At 59.7% G+C, this 18,515-nt stretch carries 19 protein-coding genes; 1 reads left to right on the top strand and 18 read right to left on the bottom strand.

Going from position 1 to position 18,515, the window contains the following annotated elements; genetic code table 11:
* Nucleotides 1-156: 156 nt before the first annotated feature.
* On the top strand, nucleotides 157-1,836 hold the full coding sequence (gene leuA, locus HZ99_RS23115) for a 2-isopropylmalate synthase (RefSeq protein ID WP_038446320.1): 1,680 nt from the start codon (nucleotides 157-159) through the stop codon (nucleotides 1,834-1,836).
* A 129-nt stretch (nucleotides 1,837-1,965) separates the two neighbouring features.
* On the opposite strand, the gene HZ99_RS23110 is transcribed toward leuA, so the two are convergent.
* The 18 genes from HZ99_RS23110 to HZ99_RS23025 form a co-directional block, all read right to left on the bottom strand.
* Nucleotides 1,966-2,757, bottom strand: a complete 792-nt coding sequence (locus HZ99_RS23110) for an amidohydrolase (protein WP_038448171.1) — start codon at nucleotides 2,755-2,757, stop codon at nucleotides 1,966-1,968.
* Nucleotides 2,745-3,893: a pyridoxal phosphate-dependent aminotransferase gene (locus HZ99_RS23105; protein ID WP_038446319.1), complete on the bottom strand. Its 1,149-nt coding sequence runs from the start codon at nucleotides 3,891-3,893 to the stop codon at nucleotides 2,745-2,747. The genes HZ99_RS23110 and HZ99_RS23105 overlap by 13 nt, the downstream gene beginning before the upstream one ends.
* Nucleotides 3,894-4,117: 224 nt before the next feature.
* Nucleotides 4,118-5,587, bottom strand: a complete 1,470-nt coding sequence (der, locus tag HZ99_RS23100) for a ribosome biogenesis GTPase Der (RefSeq protein WP_038446318.1) — start codon at nucleotides 5,585-5,587, stop codon at nucleotides 4,118-4,120.
* A 134-nt stretch (nucleotides 5,588-5,721) separates the two neighbouring features.
* Nucleotides 5,722-6,873, bottom strand: a complete 1,152-nt coding sequence (gene bamB / locus HZ99_RS23095) for an outer membrane protein assembly factor BamB (RefSeq protein ID WP_038446317.1) — start codon at nucleotides 6,871-6,873, stop codon at nucleotides 5,722-5,724.
* A complete protein-coding gene (locus tag HZ99_RS23090; protein WP_038446316.1) occupies nucleotides 6,866-7,507 on the bottom strand; it encodes a YfgM family protein in 642 nt (213 codons plus the stop codon). The genes bamB and HZ99_RS23090 overlap by 8 nt, the downstream gene beginning before the upstream one ends.
* 41 nt (nucleotides 7,508-7,548) lie before the next feature.
* Nucleotides 7,549-8,838 carry a histidine--tRNA ligase gene (hisS, locus tag HZ99_RS23085; RefSeq protein ID WP_038446315.1) on the bottom strand — a complete coding sequence of 430 codons (1,290 nt, stop codon included), beginning with the start codon at nucleotides 8,836-8,838 and terminating at the stop codon, nucleotides 7,549-7,551.
* Between the two features lie 23 nt (nucleotides 8,839-8,861).
* Nucleotides 8,862-9,971: a flavodoxin-dependent (E)-4-hydroxy-3-methylbut-2-enyl-diphosphate synthase gene (gene ispG / locus HZ99_RS23080; RefSeq protein WP_029298540.1), complete on the bottom strand. Its 1,110-nt coding sequence runs from the start codon at nucleotides 9,969-9,971 to the stop codon at nucleotides 8,862-8,864.
* Between the two features lie 2 nt (nucleotides 9,972-9,973).
* A complete protein-coding gene (locus tag HZ99_RS23075) occupies nucleotides 9,974-10,963 on the bottom strand; it encodes a RodZ domain-containing protein (RefSeq protein WP_038446314.1) in 990 nt (329 codons plus the stop codon).
* On the bottom strand, nucleotides 10,963-11,721 hold the full coding sequence (gene pilW, locus HZ99_RS23070) for a type IV pilus biogenesis/stability protein PilW (RefSeq protein ID WP_038446313.1): 759 nt from the start codon (nucleotides 11,719-11,721) through the stop codon (nucleotides 10,963-10,965). The genes HZ99_RS23075 and pilW overlap by 1 nt, the downstream gene beginning before the upstream one ends.
* A gap of 12 nt (nucleotides 11,722-11,733) precedes the next feature.
* Nucleotides 11,734-12,882, bottom strand: coding sequence for a 23S rRNA (adenine(2503)-C(2))-methyltransferase RlmN (rlmN, locus tag HZ99_RS23065; RefSeq protein ID WP_038446312.1), 1,149 nt, complete (start codon nucleotides 12,880-12,882; stop codon nucleotides 11,734-11,736).
* A gap of 28 nt (nucleotides 12,883-12,910) precedes the next feature.
* Complete coding sequence (gene ndk, locus HZ99_RS23060; RefSeq protein WP_017846179.1) at nucleotides 12,911-13,336, bottom strand: nucleoside-diphosphate kinase; 426 nt, start codon at nucleotides 13,334-13,336, stop codon at nucleotides 12,911-12,913.
* A gap of 91 nt (nucleotides 13,337-13,427) precedes the next feature.
* Complete coding sequence (gene iscX / locus HZ99_RS23055; protein ID WP_038446311.1) at nucleotides 13,428-13,628, bottom strand: Fe-S cluster assembly protein IscX; 201 nt, start codon at nucleotides 13,626-13,628, stop codon at nucleotides 13,428-13,430.
* Between the two features lie 14 nt (nucleotides 13,629-13,642).
* On the bottom strand, nucleotides 13,643-13,984 hold the full coding sequence (gene fdx, locus HZ99_RS23050) for an ISC system 2Fe-2S type ferredoxin (protein ID WP_029298551.1): 342 nt from the start codon (nucleotides 13,982-13,984) through the stop codon (nucleotides 13,643-13,645).
* Nucleotides 13,985-13,987: 3 nt separating this feature from the next.
* Nucleotides 13,988-15,850 (bottom strand): Fe-S protein assembly chaperone HscA, encoded by a 1,863-nt coding sequence (hscA, locus tag HZ99_RS23045; RefSeq protein WP_038446310.1) that lies wholly within the window; start codon nucleotides 15,848-15,850, stop codon nucleotides 13,988-13,990.
* Nucleotides 15,851-15,901: 51 nt separating this feature from the next.
* Nucleotides 15,902-16,423, bottom strand: coding sequence for a co-chaperone HscB (gene hscB, locus HZ99_RS23040; protein ID WP_038446309.1), 522 nt, complete (start codon nucleotides 16,421-16,423; stop codon nucleotides 15,902-15,904).
* Between the two features lie 8 nt (nucleotides 16,424-16,431).
* Nucleotides 16,432-16,755, bottom strand: a complete 324-nt coding sequence (gene iscA / locus HZ99_RS23035) for an iron-sulfur cluster assembly protein IscA (RefSeq protein WP_010565230.1) — start codon at nucleotides 16,753-16,755, stop codon at nucleotides 16,432-16,434.
* Nucleotides 16,756-16,783: 28 nt separating this feature from the next.
* Nucleotides 16,784-17,170, bottom strand: a complete 387-nt coding sequence (gene iscU, locus HZ99_RS23030; RefSeq protein ID WP_038446308.1) for a Fe-S cluster assembly scaffold IscU — start codon at nucleotides 17,168-17,170, stop codon at nucleotides 16,784-16,786.
* Between the two features lie 99 nt (nucleotides 17,171-17,269).
* On the bottom strand, nucleotides 17,270-18,484 hold the full coding sequence (locus HZ99_RS23025; RefSeq protein WP_038446307.1) for an IscS subfamily cysteine desulfurase: 1,215 nt from the start codon (nucleotides 18,482-18,484) through the stop codon (nucleotides 17,270-17,272).
* Between the last annotated feature and the right edge of the window lie 31 nt (nucleotides 18,485-18,515).

Raw genomic sequence — 18,515 nt, 5'->3', positions numbered from 1 at the left:
CTCTCACACCCTCATTCAGCTCCGCCAGCACCGCAGCCTGTGCCTCGTCAGCGCACGACTGCCAGGCTGAATCGATCTGCCTCATCCCTCTGTCTTATCCAATAAACGCTTTCTGGCAGGCCGCCTCCTCTCGGCCCTACAACAAGGATTCTTCTGATGAGCATGCTCAAAGACCCATCTTCGAAATACCGCGCGTTCCCGACCATTGACATCCCGGACCGCACCTGGCCATCGAAGACCATCACCACCGCGCCGATCTGGTGCAGCTCCGACTTGCGCGACGGCAACCAATCGCTGATCGAACCCATGGATGCGGTAAAAAAACTGCGCTTCTGGAAAACCCTGGTGGCGGTAGGCGTGAAAGAGATCGAAGCTTCCTTCCCGGCCGCTTCGCAGACCGACTTCGACTTCGTGCGTACCCTGATCGAAGACAACCACATCCCCGAGGACACCACCATCCAGGTGCTGACCCAGGGCCGTGAAGACTTGATCGCCCGTACTTTCGAATCCCTGCGCGGTGCCAAGAAGGCCATCGTGCACTTGTACAACGCCACCTCGCCGTCCTTCCGCCGCATCGTGTTCAACCAGGACAAGGACGGGATCAAGGCCATCGCGGTCGACGCCGCCAAGCTGTTCGTCAAGTACGCCGCCCAGCAGCCGGAAACCCAGTGGACCTTCGAGTACTCGCCGGAGACCTTCAGCGCCACGGAGCTTTCGTTCGCCAAGGAAGTATGCGATGCCGTGATCGAGGTATGGAACCCGACGCCTGAGCACAAGATGATCCTCAACCTGCCGGCCACCGTGGAATGCGCCACGCCGAATATCTATGCCGACCAGATCGAGTGGTTCGGTCGCCATATCAACCGTCGTGACAGCGTGATCATCAGCCTGCACACCCACAATGACCGTGGTACGGGTGTCGCAGCCACCGAACTGGGCCTGATGGCCGGTGCCGACCGAGTCGAAGGCTGCCTGTTCGGCAACGGCGAGCGTACCGGTAACGTCGACCTGGTCACCGTGGCGTTGAACCTCTATACCCAGGGTGTGAACCCTGGGCTGGATTTTTCCGACATCGACGGCGTGCGCAAAGTGGTCGAGGAGTGCAACCAGATCCCGGTCCACCCCCGTCACCCATATGTGGGCGACCTGGTCCACACCGCGTTCTCCGGCTCGCACCAGGACGCAATCCGCAAGGGCTTCGCCCAGCAGAAACCCGACGCGCTGTGGGAAGTGCCGTACCTGCCAATCGACCCGGCAGACATTGGCCGCAGCTACGAGGCAGTGATCCGCGTCAACAGCCAGTCGGGCAAGGGTGGTATCGCCTACCTGCTGGAGCAGGAATACGGCATCAGCTTGCCGCGCCGCATGCAGATCGAGTTCAGCCAGGTCGTGCAGGCCGAAACCGACCGCGTGGGCCTGGAGATGACCGCCGCGCAAATCCACGCGCTGTTGCAGCGTGAATACCTGCAAGCCAACACCCCGTACGCATTGGTCAGCCACCGCCTGCAGGAAGAGAACGGCAACAGCTCGGTGGAAGTCGAAGTCTCGGGCAAGGGCCAGGGCGAAACCAACCTGCGCTGGCACGGCAAAGGCAACGGCGCTTTGGAGGCCCTGGTGGCCGGCCTGCCGATTGGAGTCGAGATCATGGACTACAACGAGCACGCGATTGGTGCGGGCACTAACGCCAAGGCGGCGGCTTACATCGAACTGCGCGTAAACGGCGAGCGCCCGGTGCACGGTGTGGGTATTGATGAAAACATCACGACTGCCAGCTTCAAGGCAGTGTTCAGTGCGCTGAACCGCTCATTGAGCCAGTTGGAAGCCAAAGCGGCGTAACAACCTGCCGCCATGCAAAAGGTCCCTGGATGAGAATCCAGGGGCCTTTTTTATTTGGGGTTGTGGTACTGCTGATGGCCTCATCGCGGGCAAGCCCGCGATAGCTATTTCACATACACCAAAGATAAATCAGACAAACTGAAAGCTATCGGCATCCAGATTCGCCGGAAAGCGCCTGCGATACTCCGCCAATTGCGCGGCCTCCAGGCATACCTGGAACACCCCATCCGCCTCCCCTGCGCTCAACAGGCTTTCGCCCTGAAAGTCCAGGACCTGGCTGTCGCCGGTGTAGGCAAAACCTTTGCCGTCCGTCCCCACCCGATTCACCGCCGCCACATAGCACAGGTTCTCGATGGCCCTGGCCGGCAACAGGCGGTTCCAATGCTGGCGCCGCGCCCCCGGCCAGTTGGCGGTGTACAACAGCAGATCGGTGTCCTGGGCATCACGGCTCCACACCGGAAACCGCAGGTCATAGCAGATCAACGGGCGAATCCGCCAGCCCTTGAGTTCGAACTGCACCTGGCGCTCGCCGGGGGTGTAGTGATTGTGCTCACCGGCCATGCGAAACAGGTGACGCTTGTCGTAGTGCAACACCTCGCCATCGGGCCGCGCCCACAACAAGCGGTTACGGTGGCTGCCATCAGCAGCCTGGATAATCACGCTGCCGGTTATCACTGCGCCGTACTTCTGCGCCTGGGTTTTGAGCCACTCATGGGTCGGGCCGTTTTCGGCTTCGGCCAATAATTGAGATTCCATGGAAAAACCGGTGGTGAACATCTCCGGCAGCACGATCAGGTCAGCGCCGCCGGCCTGCTCCAGCAGCGACTCGAAATGCTTCAGGTTGGCCTGGCGGTCATGCCAGGCCAGGGTGGTCTGGACCAGGGCGATATTCAGGTCGGGTAAAGCACTCAGATCACGCATAGTTTCTCGGCTGCTTGGCGCAGCGTCTCCTCACGCTTGGCAAAGCACAAGCGCACCAGGCGCTGGCCTTGAGGTGGGTTCTGGTAGAACACCGAGACCGGAATCGTCGCCACGCCATGCTCGCGAGTCATCCACAGCGACATGGCCACGTCATCCAGGTCCGGGCGAATCCGGGAGTAATCCACCATTTGAAAGTAAGTACCGGCCACCCGCGTGAAACGCAAACGCGAAGGAGCCAGTAGATCGCAGAACAGGTCACGCTTGGCCTGGTAAAAAGCCGGCAACTCCTCGACGTGTTCCGGGTGCTCGGCCATAAAGTCGGCCAGGGCGAACTGCAACGGCGTCACGCCGCAGAAGCTGACGTATTGATGCACCTTACGCAACTCCGCGCTCAAGGCCGCTGGCGCAACCACGTAGCCGGTCTTCCAGCCGGTAACGTGATAGGTCTTGCCAAAGGAGCTGACCACGAACGCGCGCTGATACAGCTCCTCGTGAGCCAGGACGCTGACGTGGGACACACCATCAAATACCAGGTGTTCGTAGACCTCATCGCTGACCAGATAGATATCGCGGTCGCGGATCAGTTCGGCCAACTGATCCAGCTCGGCGCGGCTGATCAGGGCGCCGCTGGGATTGTGCGGGGTATTGAGGATGATCATGCGCGTACGCGGTGATAACGCGGCCTGGATCTGTTCGAAATCCAGGCTGAAGTCCTCCAACCCCAATTGCACATGCACACAACGCCCACCGGCCAGCTCCACCGCCGGCTCGTAGCTGTCATAGCACGGGTCAAAGACGATCACCTCATCACCACTGCGGATCACCGCCTGGATCGCACAGAAGATTGCCTGGGTGGCGCCGGGGGTGATGGTCACTTCGCTGTCGGGGTTGACCTGCACGCCATAGCTGCGGGCAATCTTGGCCGACACTTGCTGGCGCAGGGCCGGTAGGCCGGTCATCGGCGCGTATTGGTTATGGCCACTGGCAACATGTTTGCCCACCGCGTCGAGCAAGGCCTGGGGGCCATTGAAATCGGGGAAACCCTGGGAGAGGTTCAACGCACCGGTTTGCGCAGCGAGTTGCGACATGGTGGTGAAAATGGTGGTGCCGACATTCGGCAGCTTGCTGGTGATCATTCGGTGGGCCCCTGGCGGTGAGTTACAAGTTGTAAGCTGCAAGCGCCAAGGGGTCAATCGCGGGGCACAAAAAAGGGCTCGTTCAGAGCCCCTTCCTGGATAACGTACCTCTTATGCAGGAGCCGGCTTGCCGGCGATAGCGGTGTGTCAGACTCGCCAATCGGTGTCTGATCCATCGCTATCGCGGGCAAGCCCGCTCCCACATAAGCCGGTTCCTACAGGGATCACCGGCGGTCTTTACGCTTTTTGTCAGCCTTCTTGTTGTGGCTCATCAAGCGACGTTTCTTGTTCACTTGGCGGTCAGTCAGGCTGTTCTTGTTGCCTTCGTACGGGTTCTCGCCACCTTTGAACTCGATGCGGATCGGTGTGCCGACCAGCTTCAAGACACGACGGTAGGTGTTTTCCAGGTAACGCACGTAGGACTTGGGCACCTTCTCGATCTGGTTACCGTGGATCACGATAATCGGCGGGTTGGCACCACCCAAGTGGGCGTAACGCAGTTTGATCCGGCGGTTATTGACCATCGGCGGCGCATGCTCGCCCACCGCGTCTTCAAGGATCTGGGTCAGGCGGTTGGTCGGCCAGCGGGTAACGGCGGACTTGAACGAGTTCTGTACTGACGCGTAGAGGTTGCCCACGCCCGTACCGTGCAGCGCCGAAATAAAGTGGATGTCGGCGAAGTCGACGAAGAACAACCGGCGTTGCAGCTCGACCTTGACGAAGTCACGCTCGCTCGGGGTCATGCCGTCCCATTTGTTGATCGCGATCACCAATGCCCGACCGGCCTCCAGGGCAAAGCCCAGCAGGTTGAGGTCGTGGTCGACCACGCCTTCGCGGGCGTCCATGACGAAGATCACCACGTTGGCGTCTTTGATCGCCTGCAGGGTTTTCACCACCGAGAACTTTTCAACTTCCTCGTGGATCTTGCCGCGCTTGCGCACGCCGGCAGTGTCGATCAGCGTGTACTTCTCGTCGTTACGCTCGAACGGGATGTAGATGCTGTCGCGGGTGGTGCCGGGCTGGTCATAGACGATGACCCGGTCTTCACCGAGCATGCGGTTGACCAGGGTCGACTTGCCCACGTTCGGACGGCCGATAATAGCGATCTTGATCCCGTCTTTTTCACTCGGGCCCGGAATGCGCTTGGCTTCCTCGCCTTCGGCGACGATCTCTTCTTCGCCTTCAACTTCTTCGGCGTCATCCTTGGGGAAGTCGCGCAGGGCGATTTCCAGCATCTGGGTGATACCGCGGCCATGGGCACCGGCGATCGGAATCGCGTCGCCGAGGCCCATCGGGCTGAATTCGGCGCGGGCCATCTCAGGATCGATGTTGTCGATCTTGTTGGCGACCACGTAGGAACGCTTGTTACGCTTGCGCAAATGTTCGCCGATCATCTGGTCGGCAGCGGTGTAGCCCGCGCGGGCGTCCACCAGGAACAACACGACATCGGCTTCTTCGATGGCCAGCAGCGACTGCTCGGCCATCTTTTCGTCCATGCCATGCTCGTCACCGGAGATACCACCGGTGTCGACAATAATGTAGGAGCGCCCTTGCCACTTTGCCTCACCGTATTGGCGATCACGGGTCAGACCGGACAAGTCGCCGACGATGGCGTCACGAGTCCTGGTCAGGCGGTTGAACAAGGTGGACTTGCCGACGTTAGGTCGACCCACCAGGGCGATTACGGGAACCATGCGGCTCTCCACTGCGTTATTTCAGAAAATACAAAAGCCGCTGCAAGGCAGCGGCTGGTGCTCGGGGCAACACCCGAAGGTGCCGCATGCCCTGCCGAAGCAGGGCCGCCTGGGGGTGACCCCAAGCATAGTTCTTACTTGATGGTCAGGGCTTCCAGCTTGCCGCTGTTACCAAACACATAAAGCATGTTGCCTACTACCAGCGGACGCGCACGCAGGCCGTCGCTGTCGATACGTTCACGGCCGACAAAACGGCCATCCACCTGGCTCAGCAGGTGCAGGTAACCTTCCAGGTCGCCTACCGCTACATAGCTGGAGAATACTTCCGGAGCCGACAGTTGACGGCGAGCCAGCGAGTCGTTGCTCCACAGGGCGGTGGTGGAACGCTCGTCGACGCTTTCAACGGTACCGGATGCCAGGCTCACGTAGACGCTGCCAAACCCTTGGGCGACACCGGCGTAGCTGGATGCATCACGCTGCCAGAGGACACGGCCGCTTTGCAGGTCCAGCGCCGCAACACGGCCCTGGTAAGTGGCGACGTACAGGGTTTCACCCGACAGCAGCAAGCCGCCGTCGATGTCCACCACACGGTCCAGCTCGGAACGACCTTGCGGAATGGCAACCCGTGATTCCCAGGCCGGCACACCGTTCTGGGTATCCAGGGCGACCACTTTACCGGTCGAAAGACCTGCCAGCGCCAGGTTATTGGTCACAACCGGACCACTGGTACCGCGCAACGTCAGCACCGCGGGGGTGCTGTCGTACAGCCAGCGCTGCTCACCGGTGCTGGCGTCAAGGCCAATGACACGGTCATCCTGGGTCTGCACCACGACAATATCGCCGTTGGTGGCAGGCGGTGCGAGGACTTCACTGGTCACGCGGGCGCGCCATTTCTCTTCACCGCTGCTCGAATCCAGGGCCACGACTTCGCCTTTCAGCGTGCCGATCATCACCATGCCGTAACCCACGCCAACGGCGCCGGAAACCGGTAGTTCGAGGTCTTTCTTCCACTTGACGTCGCCGTTCATGCGATCCATGGAGATCACCACGCCGGTCACGTCAGCGGCCACAATGTTGTCACCGTCGATTGCCGGTACCAACATGTTGTAGGTATCGCCCTGGCCGTCACCGATGGAACGGCTCCACTGCTTCTGCAGGACCACTTCCTCCTTGAAGCTGGTCAGCTCGGCCGGAGGCAGTTCTTTTTTGCTGTTGCTGCTGCAACCCGCGGCCAAAACGGCCAGAGCCAGCAATGCTGCATGTTTCCAACGAATCACGTCACGCATCCCCTTTGGCCAAGTCGTCCAGCTTGATTTGTAAGCCACCGACCGCTGCTTCATCAGACAGCGCAGCCTTGGCTTTTTGGTACGCAGCATTGGCTTCGTCGGTACGACCCAATTGGACCAGCAGGTCGCCCTTGAGCTCTTCGCGAGTGGCTACAAATGCCTTGTCAGCATCGCCATCGAGCAGTTTCAGTGCTTCGTCGGCCTTGTTCTGTGCGGCCAGGACCTGGGCCAAGCGCTGACGTGCGATTTCACCCAGGGTCGGGTTGCTCGGCTTGTCGGCGATGGCTTTGAGCTCGGAGGCTGCGTCATCCAGCTTACCGGTATCGACCGCGACTTTTGCGACGAACAGGCTGCCGTATTGGGCGTAGGTGCTACCGCCAAATTCGTTTTTCAACTTGCTGGCCAGGTCTGCCACTTGGGCAGGATCAGGCTTGCCCGTAGGCGTCAGCGTGGTTTCCAGCAATTGCTGATAGAGCATCGAGGCGCCTTGCGACTGATTGCCCTGATACTTCTGGAACGCCTGCCAACCGAACACCACCACCAGCGCCAGCAGGCCGCCAGTTACCAGGGGTTTGCCGTTACGCTGCCACCAGTCTTTGAACTCGGCCAGCTGATCATCTTCAGTACTCGACACCCCAATACTCCTTAATCGCTAAATTCGGCTGTTTGACAGCTTCAACCCTGCACGATGCAGGTGGCCAAGTGCGCAGCAAGCGCATCAAAGGCAATGCTTTGTTGTTCGCCCTGGCCACGCAGGGGTTTGACACTTACCACTTGCTGGGCCAGTTCATCGTCGCCCAGGATCAGTGCGTACAACGCACCGCTCTTGTCGGCTTTCTTGAATTGGCTCTTGAAGCTGCCAGCGCCAGCATTGACTTGCAGGCGCAGGCCCGGCAGTTGATCGCGCAACTGTTCGCTCAAGGCCAGGCCAGCCAGTTCGGCCGCCTCGCCAAAGGCGCACAGGTACACATCCACCTGACGGGAAATTTCTTCAGGGATCTGCTCCAGGGTCTCCAGCAGCAGGATCAGCCGCTCGATACCCATGGCAAAGCCCACGCCCGTGGTCGGCTTGCCGCCCATCTGCTCGACCAGGCCGTCGTAACGGCCACCGGCACACACGGTGCCCTGGGCGCCAAGCTTGTCGGTGACCCACTCGAATACGGTCTTGCTGTAGTAATCGAGGCCTCGCACCAACTTGGGGTTGATCACGTAGGGAATCCCGGCCGCATCCAGGCGAGCCTTGAGGCCCTCGAAATGCGTACGGGATTCGTCGTCCAGGTAGTCGGCCATTTTCGGCGCATCGACCAGCACAGCCTGGGTGTCGGCGTTCTTGGTATCGAGGACGCGCAACGGGTTGGTCTTCAGGCGACGCTGGCTGTCTTCGTCGAGTTTGTCCAGGTGGGCCGACAGGTATTCGACCAGGGCCTCACGGTAACGGCCACGGGACTCGCTGGTGCCCAGGCTGTTGAGCTCAAGCTTGACCGCGTCGCGGATACCCAATTGGCCCCACAGGCGCCAGGTCAGCACGATCAGCTCGGCGTCGATATCCGGGCCATCAAGGTTGAAGACTTCGCAACCGATCTGGTGGAACTGGCGATAACGGCCTTTTTGCGGGCGCTCGTGGCGGAACATCGGACCGATGTACCACAGCTTCTGGGTCTGGCCACCACCGGTGATGCCATGTTCGAGCACCGCGCGCACGCACGCGGCGGTGCCTTCCGGACGCAGAGTCAGGGAGTCGCCGTTGCGGTCTTCGAAGGTGTACATCTCTTTTTCGACGATGTCGGTCACTTCACCGATGGAACGCTTGAACAGCTCGGTGAACTCGACAATCGGCATGCGGATCTGCTTGTAACCGTAGTTATCCAGCAGGCGCGCGACCGTGCTCTCGAAATAGCGCCACAGGGGCGTCTGTTCGGGCAGGATGTCGTTCATGCCACGAATGGCTTGCAGAGACTTGCTCACATCAAATCCTTAAATTCGTTCGATCAGCCGCGAGCGATCAGCGCTGCGTCGGCGGCGACCTTTTCGGCCGCTTTGTCGCGAATCAGCTTTTCCAGCTGATCCACCAGATTGTCATTTGTCAGTTTCTGCGACGGCTTACCGTCGATATAAATCAGGTTCGGGGTACCACCGGTCAGGCCCACATGCGCTTCCTTGGCCTCCCCCGGCCCGTTGACCACACATCCGATGACCGCGACATCCAGCGGCACCAGCAGGTCTTCCAGGCGTACTTCCAACTCGTTCATGGTTTTCACCACGTCGAAGTTCTGCCGCGAGCAGCTCGGGCAGGCAATAAAATTAATGCCTCGGGAGCGTAAATGCAGGGATTTGAGAATGTCGTAGCCGACCTTCACTTCCTCTACCGGGTCCGCCGCCAGGGAGATACGAATGGTATCGCCAATCCCGTCGGCCAGCAGCATACCGAGACCTACCGCAGATTTCACTGTGCCCGAGCGCAAACCACCGGCTTCGGTGATACCCAGGTGCAGCGGCTGCACGATTTCCTTGGCCAGCAAGCGGTAGGCTTCTACCGCCATGAACACATCGGAAGCCTTTACGCTGACCTTGAAGTCCTGGAAATTCAGGCGTTCGAGGTGCTCGACGTGGCGCAGCGCCGACTCGACCAGAGCTGCCGGGGTAGGCTCGCCGTATTTTTTCTGCAGGTCTTTTTCCAGGGAACCGGCATTGACACCGATACGGATCGGTATCCCACGATCACGGGCTGCGTCGACTACCGCACGCACCCGATCTTCGCGACCGATGTTGCCCGGGTTGATCCGCAGGCAGTCGACACCCAGCTCGGCCACGCGCAACGCGATCTTGTAGTCGAAGTGGATATCGGCAACCAACGGCACCTTGACCAGTTGCTTGATACGGCCAAAGGCCTCGGCAGCGTCCATATCCGGTACGGAAACCCGCACGATATCGACACCTGCGGCTTCCAGGCGGTTGATCTGGGCTACGGTGGCAGCCACATCATTGGTGTCGCTGTTGGTCATGCTCTGCACCGCGATGGGGGCGTCGCCACCCACCGGTACGGAGCCGACCCAAATCTTGCGCGATACGCGACGTTTGATTGGAGATTCGCCGTGCATGACTATTGTCCCAACTTCAGGCGAGCAGTCTCGCCACTGGTGAACGGCGCCACGTCCACAGGCTGGCCGTTGTAGGCCACTTGCGCGCCACGGGCAAAGCCCAGACGCAGCGTCAGAGGAGGCTTGCCAACCTGCTCGAGCGTATCTCCCTTACGCTTCAAAGCACTGAACAAGACCTTGCCATTGCCATCGGTGACTTGCGTCCAGCAGTCAGCGACGTAGGTAATCTGGAGACGACCATCGCCAGCCATACTGGCAGGCGCCTGGGCGACAGGAGCGGCGGCCGTCGGTGCGACTGGCGTGACCGGTGACGGTGCGGCGGGAGCCTGGACCGCAGTGGTCGGAGCCTGGGTTACGGACGCGGCAGGAGCCTGTGCAACGGCGGCCGGAGCCGATTCAGCGCTGACTTCGGCGGACGGTTGACCCGCTTGCAGGTCAAGATTGGTTTCAGTAGCAGCCTGGTCCTGGGCAACAGCCTGGTCTTCCGGCTCGTCCAGGGGATGAATCTGGGTAGTGCCATCGGCGCTTTCGACTTCGACGTGCTCCAGGGCATTGCTGATCAGGTCCTTGCTACGCAGGGACGTCTGGTCTTGCCACCAGATAAAACCACCGCCGATCACTGCAATCAGTAGCAACAGGCTGACAATTCGCAAAATGGTATGGGAAACACGCACCGGCTCTTCAATGCGACCGAGACCGTGCACGTTGCTGCCCTGGGAGTCGGTACCGGTGAACTGATCGAATTGCTGGACCAGGATGGCCTGGTCGGTACCCAGCAGCTTGGCGTAGGCACGGATATAACCACGGGCGAAGGTATGCCCGGGCAGCTTGTCGAACGCACCATTTTCCAGGTTGCCCAGGGAAGAGGGGGTCAAATTGAGCTTGAGGGCCACTTCTTCCAGCGACCAACCATTGCTTTCGCGGGCCTGACGCAAGGTCTCGCCTGGGTTTACGCGATTAGCGGCTACAACTTCCGGGTGCGCGGCTTTCATCATTGCTCCGACAGGTATTGCTGATATTCCGGCGTACCGGGATAGAGTCGTTCTAGTTGCTGGCCAAAACGTGCGGCCTTGTCACGTTCTTCATGAATCGTCGCCAGGCGCACACCAAGCAATAGACTACGTGCATTTTGCCCACTGAGCAGGCTAAAACGCTCGTAATAGTCACGTGCTGGCACATAATGCCTGTCATCAAACGACAACTGGGCCATTTCGAGCAAGGCCCGTGGCTGTCGCTGGTTCAGGTGCAAGGCTTTTTCCAGTTGCCGGCGGGCACTGTCACGCTGACCAAGGCGCACGGACGTCACCCCCAGGTTCTCAAAAACCCGCGAGCGTTCAGGATATAGGGTATCAGTGGCTGCCTGCTGGAAATAACCGGCCGCCTGCTTATAGCGCTCCTGCTGGAACAGGAAGCTACCGTAATTATTGAGCAGGCGAGGATCATGGGGGCGAACCGCCAGGGCCTTCTGGTAATACTGTTCGGCCAGCTCGGGCTCGGCCTGGGCCTGGAACACCAGGGCCAGCGCCGCGTTGGCATCGGCATCCTGGTTGTCGAGTGCCAGGGCCTTTTGCAACGGCACCTTGGCCTGCTCGCTCAACCCCTGGCGCAGGTAACCCAGCCCCAGCTGCACATAGGCAGCACGCGCTTCGTCACGACCCTTGCCGGTTTCCAGCGGGCTGTCAGAGCCCGATGAAACACAGCCAACCGAGAGGCTGGCAACAAGCAACAGCAGCGCAAGGCGCAAGGGCATAGAGATCCTCTCTCAGGTTCGTGTCGCGGCGTTCTGCGCCAGATCGCTGTCGGCGCTCAGTTCGCGCACAGCGATATAACGCTCGCTACGACGGGTGCGATCCAGCACCTGTCCTACCAATTGACCACAGGCGGCGTCGATGTCTTCACCACGGGTGGTGCGCACGGTAACGTTGTAGCCTGCCTGGTGCAGTTGATCCTGGAAACGACGGATGGCGTTGTTGCTCGGCCGCTCGTAGCCAGAATGGGGAAACGGGTTGAACGGAATCAGGTTGATCTTGCACGGGGTGTCCTTGAGCAACTCGATCATCTCGACCGCGTGCTCGACCTTATCGTTGATGTCCTTGAGCAGGGTGTACTCAATGGTCAGCACGCGCTTCTCGCCCAAGGTCGCCATGTAGCGCTGGCAGGATTCGAGCAGCATCTTAAGCGGATACTTCTTGTTGATCGGTACCAATTGGTTACGCAATGCGTCATTGGGTGCGTGCAGCGACAACGCCAGGGAGACGTCGATGTGCTTGGCCAGCTCATCGATCATCGGTACCACACCAGAGGTCGACAGGGTTACGCGGCGCTTGGAAATGCCGTAGCCCAGGTCATCCATCATCAGATGCATGGCCGCAATCACGTTGTCGAAGTTCAACAGCGGCTCACCCATGCCCATCATCACCACGTTGGTGATGGCACGGTCGACGGTTGCCGGGACGCTGCCAAAGGATTTGTTGGCAATCCACACCTGGCCGATAACTTCGGCGGCGGTGAGGTTGCTATTGAAGCCTTGCTTGCCGGTGGAGCAGAAACTGCAGTCCAGGGCACAGCCTGCCTGGGACGAAACGCACAATGTGCCGCGCTTGCCCTGGGGAATGTAGACGGTCTCGACGCAACTGCCGGACGCCACACGCACCACCCACTTGCGGGTGCCGTCGCTGGAGATGTCCTCGCTGACAACCTCGGGACCACGAACCTCGGCAATAGCCTTGAGCTTGTCGCGCAGGGCCTTGCTGACGTTCGTCATGGCGTCGAAATCGTCGACGCCAAAGTGGTGAATCCACTTCATTACCTGACCGGCACGGAAACGCTTCTCCCCGATTGAGTCGAAGAATTTTTCCATTTCCTGTTGAGTCAGACCCAGCAGGTTGGTTTTTACAGTCGATGTAGTCATGGATTCACCTTCACTCTTAAGCCAATGCTTAGCGAGTGGTTACTTCAGTAGCTGCGAAGAAGTACGAGATTTCGCGAGCAGCAGCGGCTTCGGAGTCCGAACCGTGTACAGCGTTGGCGTCGATAGAGTCAGCGAAGTCAGCACGGATGGTGCCGGCAGCAGCTTCTTTAGGGTTGGTAGCGCCCATCAGCTCACGGTTCAGAGCGATAGCGTTTTCGCCTTCCAGAACCTGTACAACAACAGGGCCGGAGATCATGAAGGCAACCAGGTCGCCGAAGAAGCCACGAGCGCTGTGCTCAGCGTAGAAGCCTTCAGCTTCAGCCTTGGACAGTTGCTTGAGTTTCGAAGCTACAACCTTCAGGCCGGCTTTTTCGAAACGAGTGGTGATCTCGCCGATGACGTTTTTTGCAACAGCGTCAGGCTTGATGATGGAGAAAGTACGTTGAACAGCCATGGTGTAACTCCAGAAACGGTAATTTGCGAAAAATTAAACCCGCGAATTATACGCGGGTTCTTGGGTATTGCCTAACTGCGTAAGGGAGGCTTCAGTCCTGTTCTTCTTTCCAGGCAGTCTGGATAGCTTCAAGAACCTTTTCACCGCCGCGATCCCTCTCGTCTTCGAACCCTTGCAAGGCCATGACCATGTCACGCAAAGCTACAAAGTTCACGGAATAGGGATCCATATCCGGATAGCCATCGGCCAGCAGAATAGCGATCTCTTGCACATCAACCCATTTAAGACTCATGACACTTCCTTGAATCAGTGCGGCGCTTCGGCTGCATGGTTGAGCGAATACTTCGGAATTTCGACAGTGAGGTCTTCAGTCCCCACTTTCGCCTGACAGCTCAGGCGCGATGTCGGCTCCAGGCCCCACGCCCTATCAAGATAGTCCTCTTCCAGCTCATCGGCCTCTTCGAGACTGTTGAAACCTTCGCGGATAATGCAGTGACAGGTGGTGCAGGCATTGACGCCACCACAGGCACTCTCGATCTCGATGTGGTTATCGTGGGCGACTTCGAGAAGGGACTTGCCGGTCTCAGCCTCCACGACCATTCCGTCCGGGCAATGCTCGGCGTGTGGCAGAAAAATGACCTGCGGCATCAATTATTCCTCAATTTCATTCAGGTTGCGTCCCGCCAGGGCGGCTTTCACCGTCTGGTCCATACGACGGGCGGCAAAGGCATCGGTTACTTGTGAAAGGCGCTTGGTCTGTTGTTCGAGGGCATAGCCATCGGTGCCTTTCATCAATTCGGCCAGTTCCTGCATCTGCAAGTCGATGACCAGGCGCTCGTCAGCATCCAGCAGGCGCTCACCGTCTGCCTCAAGCGCGCCCTGCACCGCTTCAAGCAGGCGCTGGGCGTCAACTTGCTGCTCACGCAGCACACGGGCAACCTTGTCGTCGCCGGCATGCTGGAAAGAATCCTTGAGCATCTTGGCGATTTCGCCGTCGGTCAGGCCGTAGGACGGCTTGACCTGGATGCTGGCCTCGACGCCCGAGCCCAGCTCGCGTGCAGCCACGCTGAGCAGGCCGTCGGCGTCGACCTGGAAGGTCACGCGAATTTTCGCTGCACCCGCCACCATCGCTGGAATGCCGCGCAATTCAAAACGCGCCAGGGAGCGGCAGTCGCTGATCAGTTCGCGCTCGCCTTGCAGCACATGGATCATCATGGCCGTCTGGCCATCTTTATACGTGGTGAAGTCCTGGGCGCGGGCGACGGGGATGGTGGTGTTGCGCGGAATCACCTTCTCCATCAGGCCGCCCATGGTTTCCAAGCCCAGGGACAGCGGAATCACGTCGAGCAGCAGCAGTTCGCCACCATCACGCTTGTTGCCGGCCAGGGTATCGGCCTGGATCGCAGCGCCAATGGCGACCACTTGATCTGGGTCGATTTCCGTCAGTGGCTGGCGACCGAAGGCTTCAGCAACGGCTTCACGGACGCGCGGCACGCGGGTGGAGCCACCGACCATGACCACGGCGCCGACGTCTTCCAGCTCGATACCGGAATCACGCACGGCACGGCGGCAGGCTTTCAGGCTGCGGGCAACCATCGGCTCGATCAACGCATCGAAGGCTTCACGGGTCAGTTGGGCCGACCAAGTGCCGTAGGAGACTTCAACGGTTGCAGCATCCGTCAGCGCTTCTTTGGCGGCGCAGGCGGTTTGCAGCAGGTTACGCTGCGCCCCCGGATCCAGATCGGCGGACAAGCCGGCGCTGCTGATGATCCAGCCCGCAATGGCGTGGTCGAAGTCATCGCCGCCCAGGGCACTGTCGCCACCGGTGGCGAGTACTTCGAAGACACCGCCGGTCAGGCGCAGGATCGAAATATCAAAGGTGCCACCGCCCAGGTCGTAAATAGCGACCAGGCCTTCTGCGTGCTGGTCCAGGCCATAAGCCACGGCCGCCGCAGTGGGCTCGTTGAGCAAGCGCAGCACGTTCAGGCCGGCGAGTTTCGCCGCGTCTTTGGTGGCTTGGCGTTGAGCGTCATCGAAATAGGCCGGAACGGTGATCACAGCACCGACCAGTTCGCCACCCAGGGTTTTTTCCGCGCGCTGGCGCAGCACCTTGAGAATATCCGCCGACACTTCCACCGGGCTTTTCGGCCCCTGGACGGTGTCGATGAACGGCATGTGGGATTCACCGCCGACAAAGCGGTACGGCAACTGGTCGCCCAATTGCTTGACGTCGGACAGACCACGCCCCATCAAACGCTTGACCGACAGCACGGTATTCAAAGGATCGGTAGACGCCGCCAGCTTGGCCGACTCACCGACTTCGGTGCGATCGGCGTGATAGCGCACGGCGGACGGCAGAATCACCTGGCCATCAGCGTCGGGCAGCGGCTCGGACAGGCCGCTGCGCAAGGCAGCAACCAGGGAATTGGTGGTGCCCAGGTCAATCCCGACCGCCAGGCGACGCTGGTGCGGTTGGGGACTTTGGCCGGGTTCGGCGATCTGCAGTAGAGCCATGGTAATCAGGTCTTATCTGTCTATCAGGCGTGCAATCTGTGCAGCACTGGGTTAATCGTCGAGGCGCTCTTCTAACTGGCGCACTTCGTAGGTGAGCTTGTCGAGGAACTGCATGCGTCGCATCAGGCGTTCAGCCTGCTCACGTTGCGCTGCATCATCCCAACAGGCTGCGAAGCTTTCATTGAGTTCATCCTGGGCCACCTTCAGACGCCGCTTGAAGACCGCGACGCCAGCCAGATCGGCCTCATCCTGCAGGTCTTCGAGCTCTTCACGCCATTGCATCTGCTGCATCAGGAAATCAGGGTCGTGGACCGTAACTTCCAGCGGCAACTCACGACCGCCCATGGCGAGCAGATAACGCGCGCGCTTGGGGGGGCTTTTGAGCGTCTGATAGGCTTCGTTGAGGCTGGCTGACTGCTCCAGCGCCAGGCGCTGCTCACGCTCGGAGGCGTCGGCAAAGCGATCCGGATGCACCCCACGCGCCAATTCACGGTAGCGCGTGGCAAGCTGTTCGAGGTCCAGGCGAAAACTCGGCTGCAGCTCGAATAAAGCGAAATGACAAGGAGTACCCACAAATAGCCTCAGATGTTGAAGCTTTCGCCGCAGCCACATTCACCGCGCACGTTGGGGTTGTTGAACTTAAAGCCTTCGTTCAACCCTTCCTTGACGAAATCGAGTTCGGTGCCATCCAGGTAAGTCAGGCTTTTCGGGTCGATAATCACTTTCTCGCCGTGACTTTCGAACACCTGATCTTCCGCAACCACCTCGTCGACAAACTCCAGCACATAGGCAAGGCCGGAACAGCCCGTGGTGCGTACACCCAGACGAATCCCCTCACCTTTACCGCGCCCATCCAGGGAGCGTCGCACATGCCGCGCAGCCGCTTCTGTCATGCTGATAGCCATCGTTGACTCCTTACTCGTCGCCAAATGCTTAGATCAAGCCTTTCTTCTGCTTGTAGTCGCGAACGGCCGCCTTGATGGCATCTTCCGCGAGTACCGAGCAGTGAATTTTCACTGGCGGCAGGGCCAGTTCTTCGGCCAACTGAGTGTTCTTGATGGTCTCTGCTTCATCCAGAGTCTTGCCTTTCATCCACTCGGTCGCCAGGGAGCTGGAGGCGATGGCCGAACCGCAGCCGTAGGTCTTGAACTTGGCATCTTCGATGACGCCCTGCTCGTTGACCTTGATCTGCAGGCGCATGACGTCGCCGCACGCCGGAGCGCCGACCATGCCGGTGCCGACATCAGGATCTTGCGCATCCATCTTGCCGACGTTGCGCGGGTTTTCGTAGTGGTCGATGACCTTTTCGCTGTAAGCCATGGTACTGAATCCTCACTCATCAGGGCCGCTCTGGAACCCTGTAAAAACGCCTGCGTTTTCCGCCACGTTCCTACAGAGCTTGGGTGGCGGCTTCTATATTTAGTGTGCCGCCCACTCGATCTTGGAGATATCGACACCGTCTTTGAACATGTCCCACAGCGGCGACAGGGTGCGCAGCTTGGTGACCGCCTCGCAGACCTTCTGCGCTGCGTAGTCGACTTCTTCTTCGGTGGTGAAACGGCCGAACGTAAAGCGAATCGAGCTGTGCGCCAACTCGTCGTTGCGGCCCAGGGCGCGCAGAACGTAGGACGGCTCAAGGGAGGCCGAGGTGCAGGCCGAACCGGACGAAACCGCCAGATCCTTGAGCGCCATGATCAGCGACTCGCCTTCGACGTAGTTGAAGCTCAAATTCAGGTTGTGCGGTACACGAGCCGTCATGCTGCCGTTGATGTACAGCTCTTCAAGGTTCTCGACCTGCTTGTAGAAACGATCGCTGAGGGCCTTGATGCGCACGTTTTCGGCAGCCATGTCTTCCTTGGCTACACGGAAGGCTTCGCCCATGCCGACGATCTGGTGGGTCGCCAGGGTACCGGAACGCATGCCGCGCTCGTGACCGCCGCCGTGCATGGTGGCTTCGATACGCACGCGAGGCTTGCGGCTCACATACAGCGCGCCGATACCTTTAGGGCCGTAGGTCTTGTGGGCCGAAAACGACATCAGGTCGACTTTCAGCTTGGCCAGGTCGATATCGACCTTGCCAGTGGACTGGGCGGCATCGACATGCAGCAACACGCCCTTGGAGCGGGTCAGCTCGCCAATGGCGGCGATGTCGTTGATGGTGCCGATTTCGTTGTTCACGTGGATCACGGAAACCAGGATGGTGTCTTCGCGCATCGCGGCTTCGATCATCGCCGGGGTGACGATACCGTCGGTGGTGGGCTCAAGGTAAGTGACCTCGAAACCTTCACGCTCCAGTTGGCGCATGGTGTCGAGGACAGCCTTGTGCTCAATCTTGGTGGTGATCAGGTGCTTGCCCTTGGTCGCGTAGAAATGCGCGGCGCCCTTGATTGCCAGGTTGTCGGACTCGGTGGCACCGGAGGTCCAGACAATTTCACGCGGGTCGGCATTGACCAGGTCGGCGACCTGGCGACGAGCGTTCTCCACCGCTTCCTCGGCCTTCCAGCCGAAAACGTGGGAACGGGACGCCGGGTTGCCAAAGTTTCCGTCAACCAGCAGGCACTCGCTCATCTTTTGCGCGACACGCGGATCAACCGGGGTGGTCGCTGAGTAATCAAGGTAAATCGGCAATTTCATGGACTTTCTCCTAAATCAGGCTGGCTGGCGT

The sequence above is a fragment of the Pseudomonas fluorescens genome (assembly GCF_000730425.1).
In the GTDB taxonomy this organism is placed as follows: Bacteria; Pseudomonadota; Gammaproteobacteria; order Pseudomonadales; family Pseudomonadaceae; genus Aquipseudomonas; species Aquipseudomonas fluorescens_X.
The sequence above is the reverse complement of the archived record's forward strand: the minus strand, read 5'-3'. Positions and strand labels throughout refer to the sequence as shown.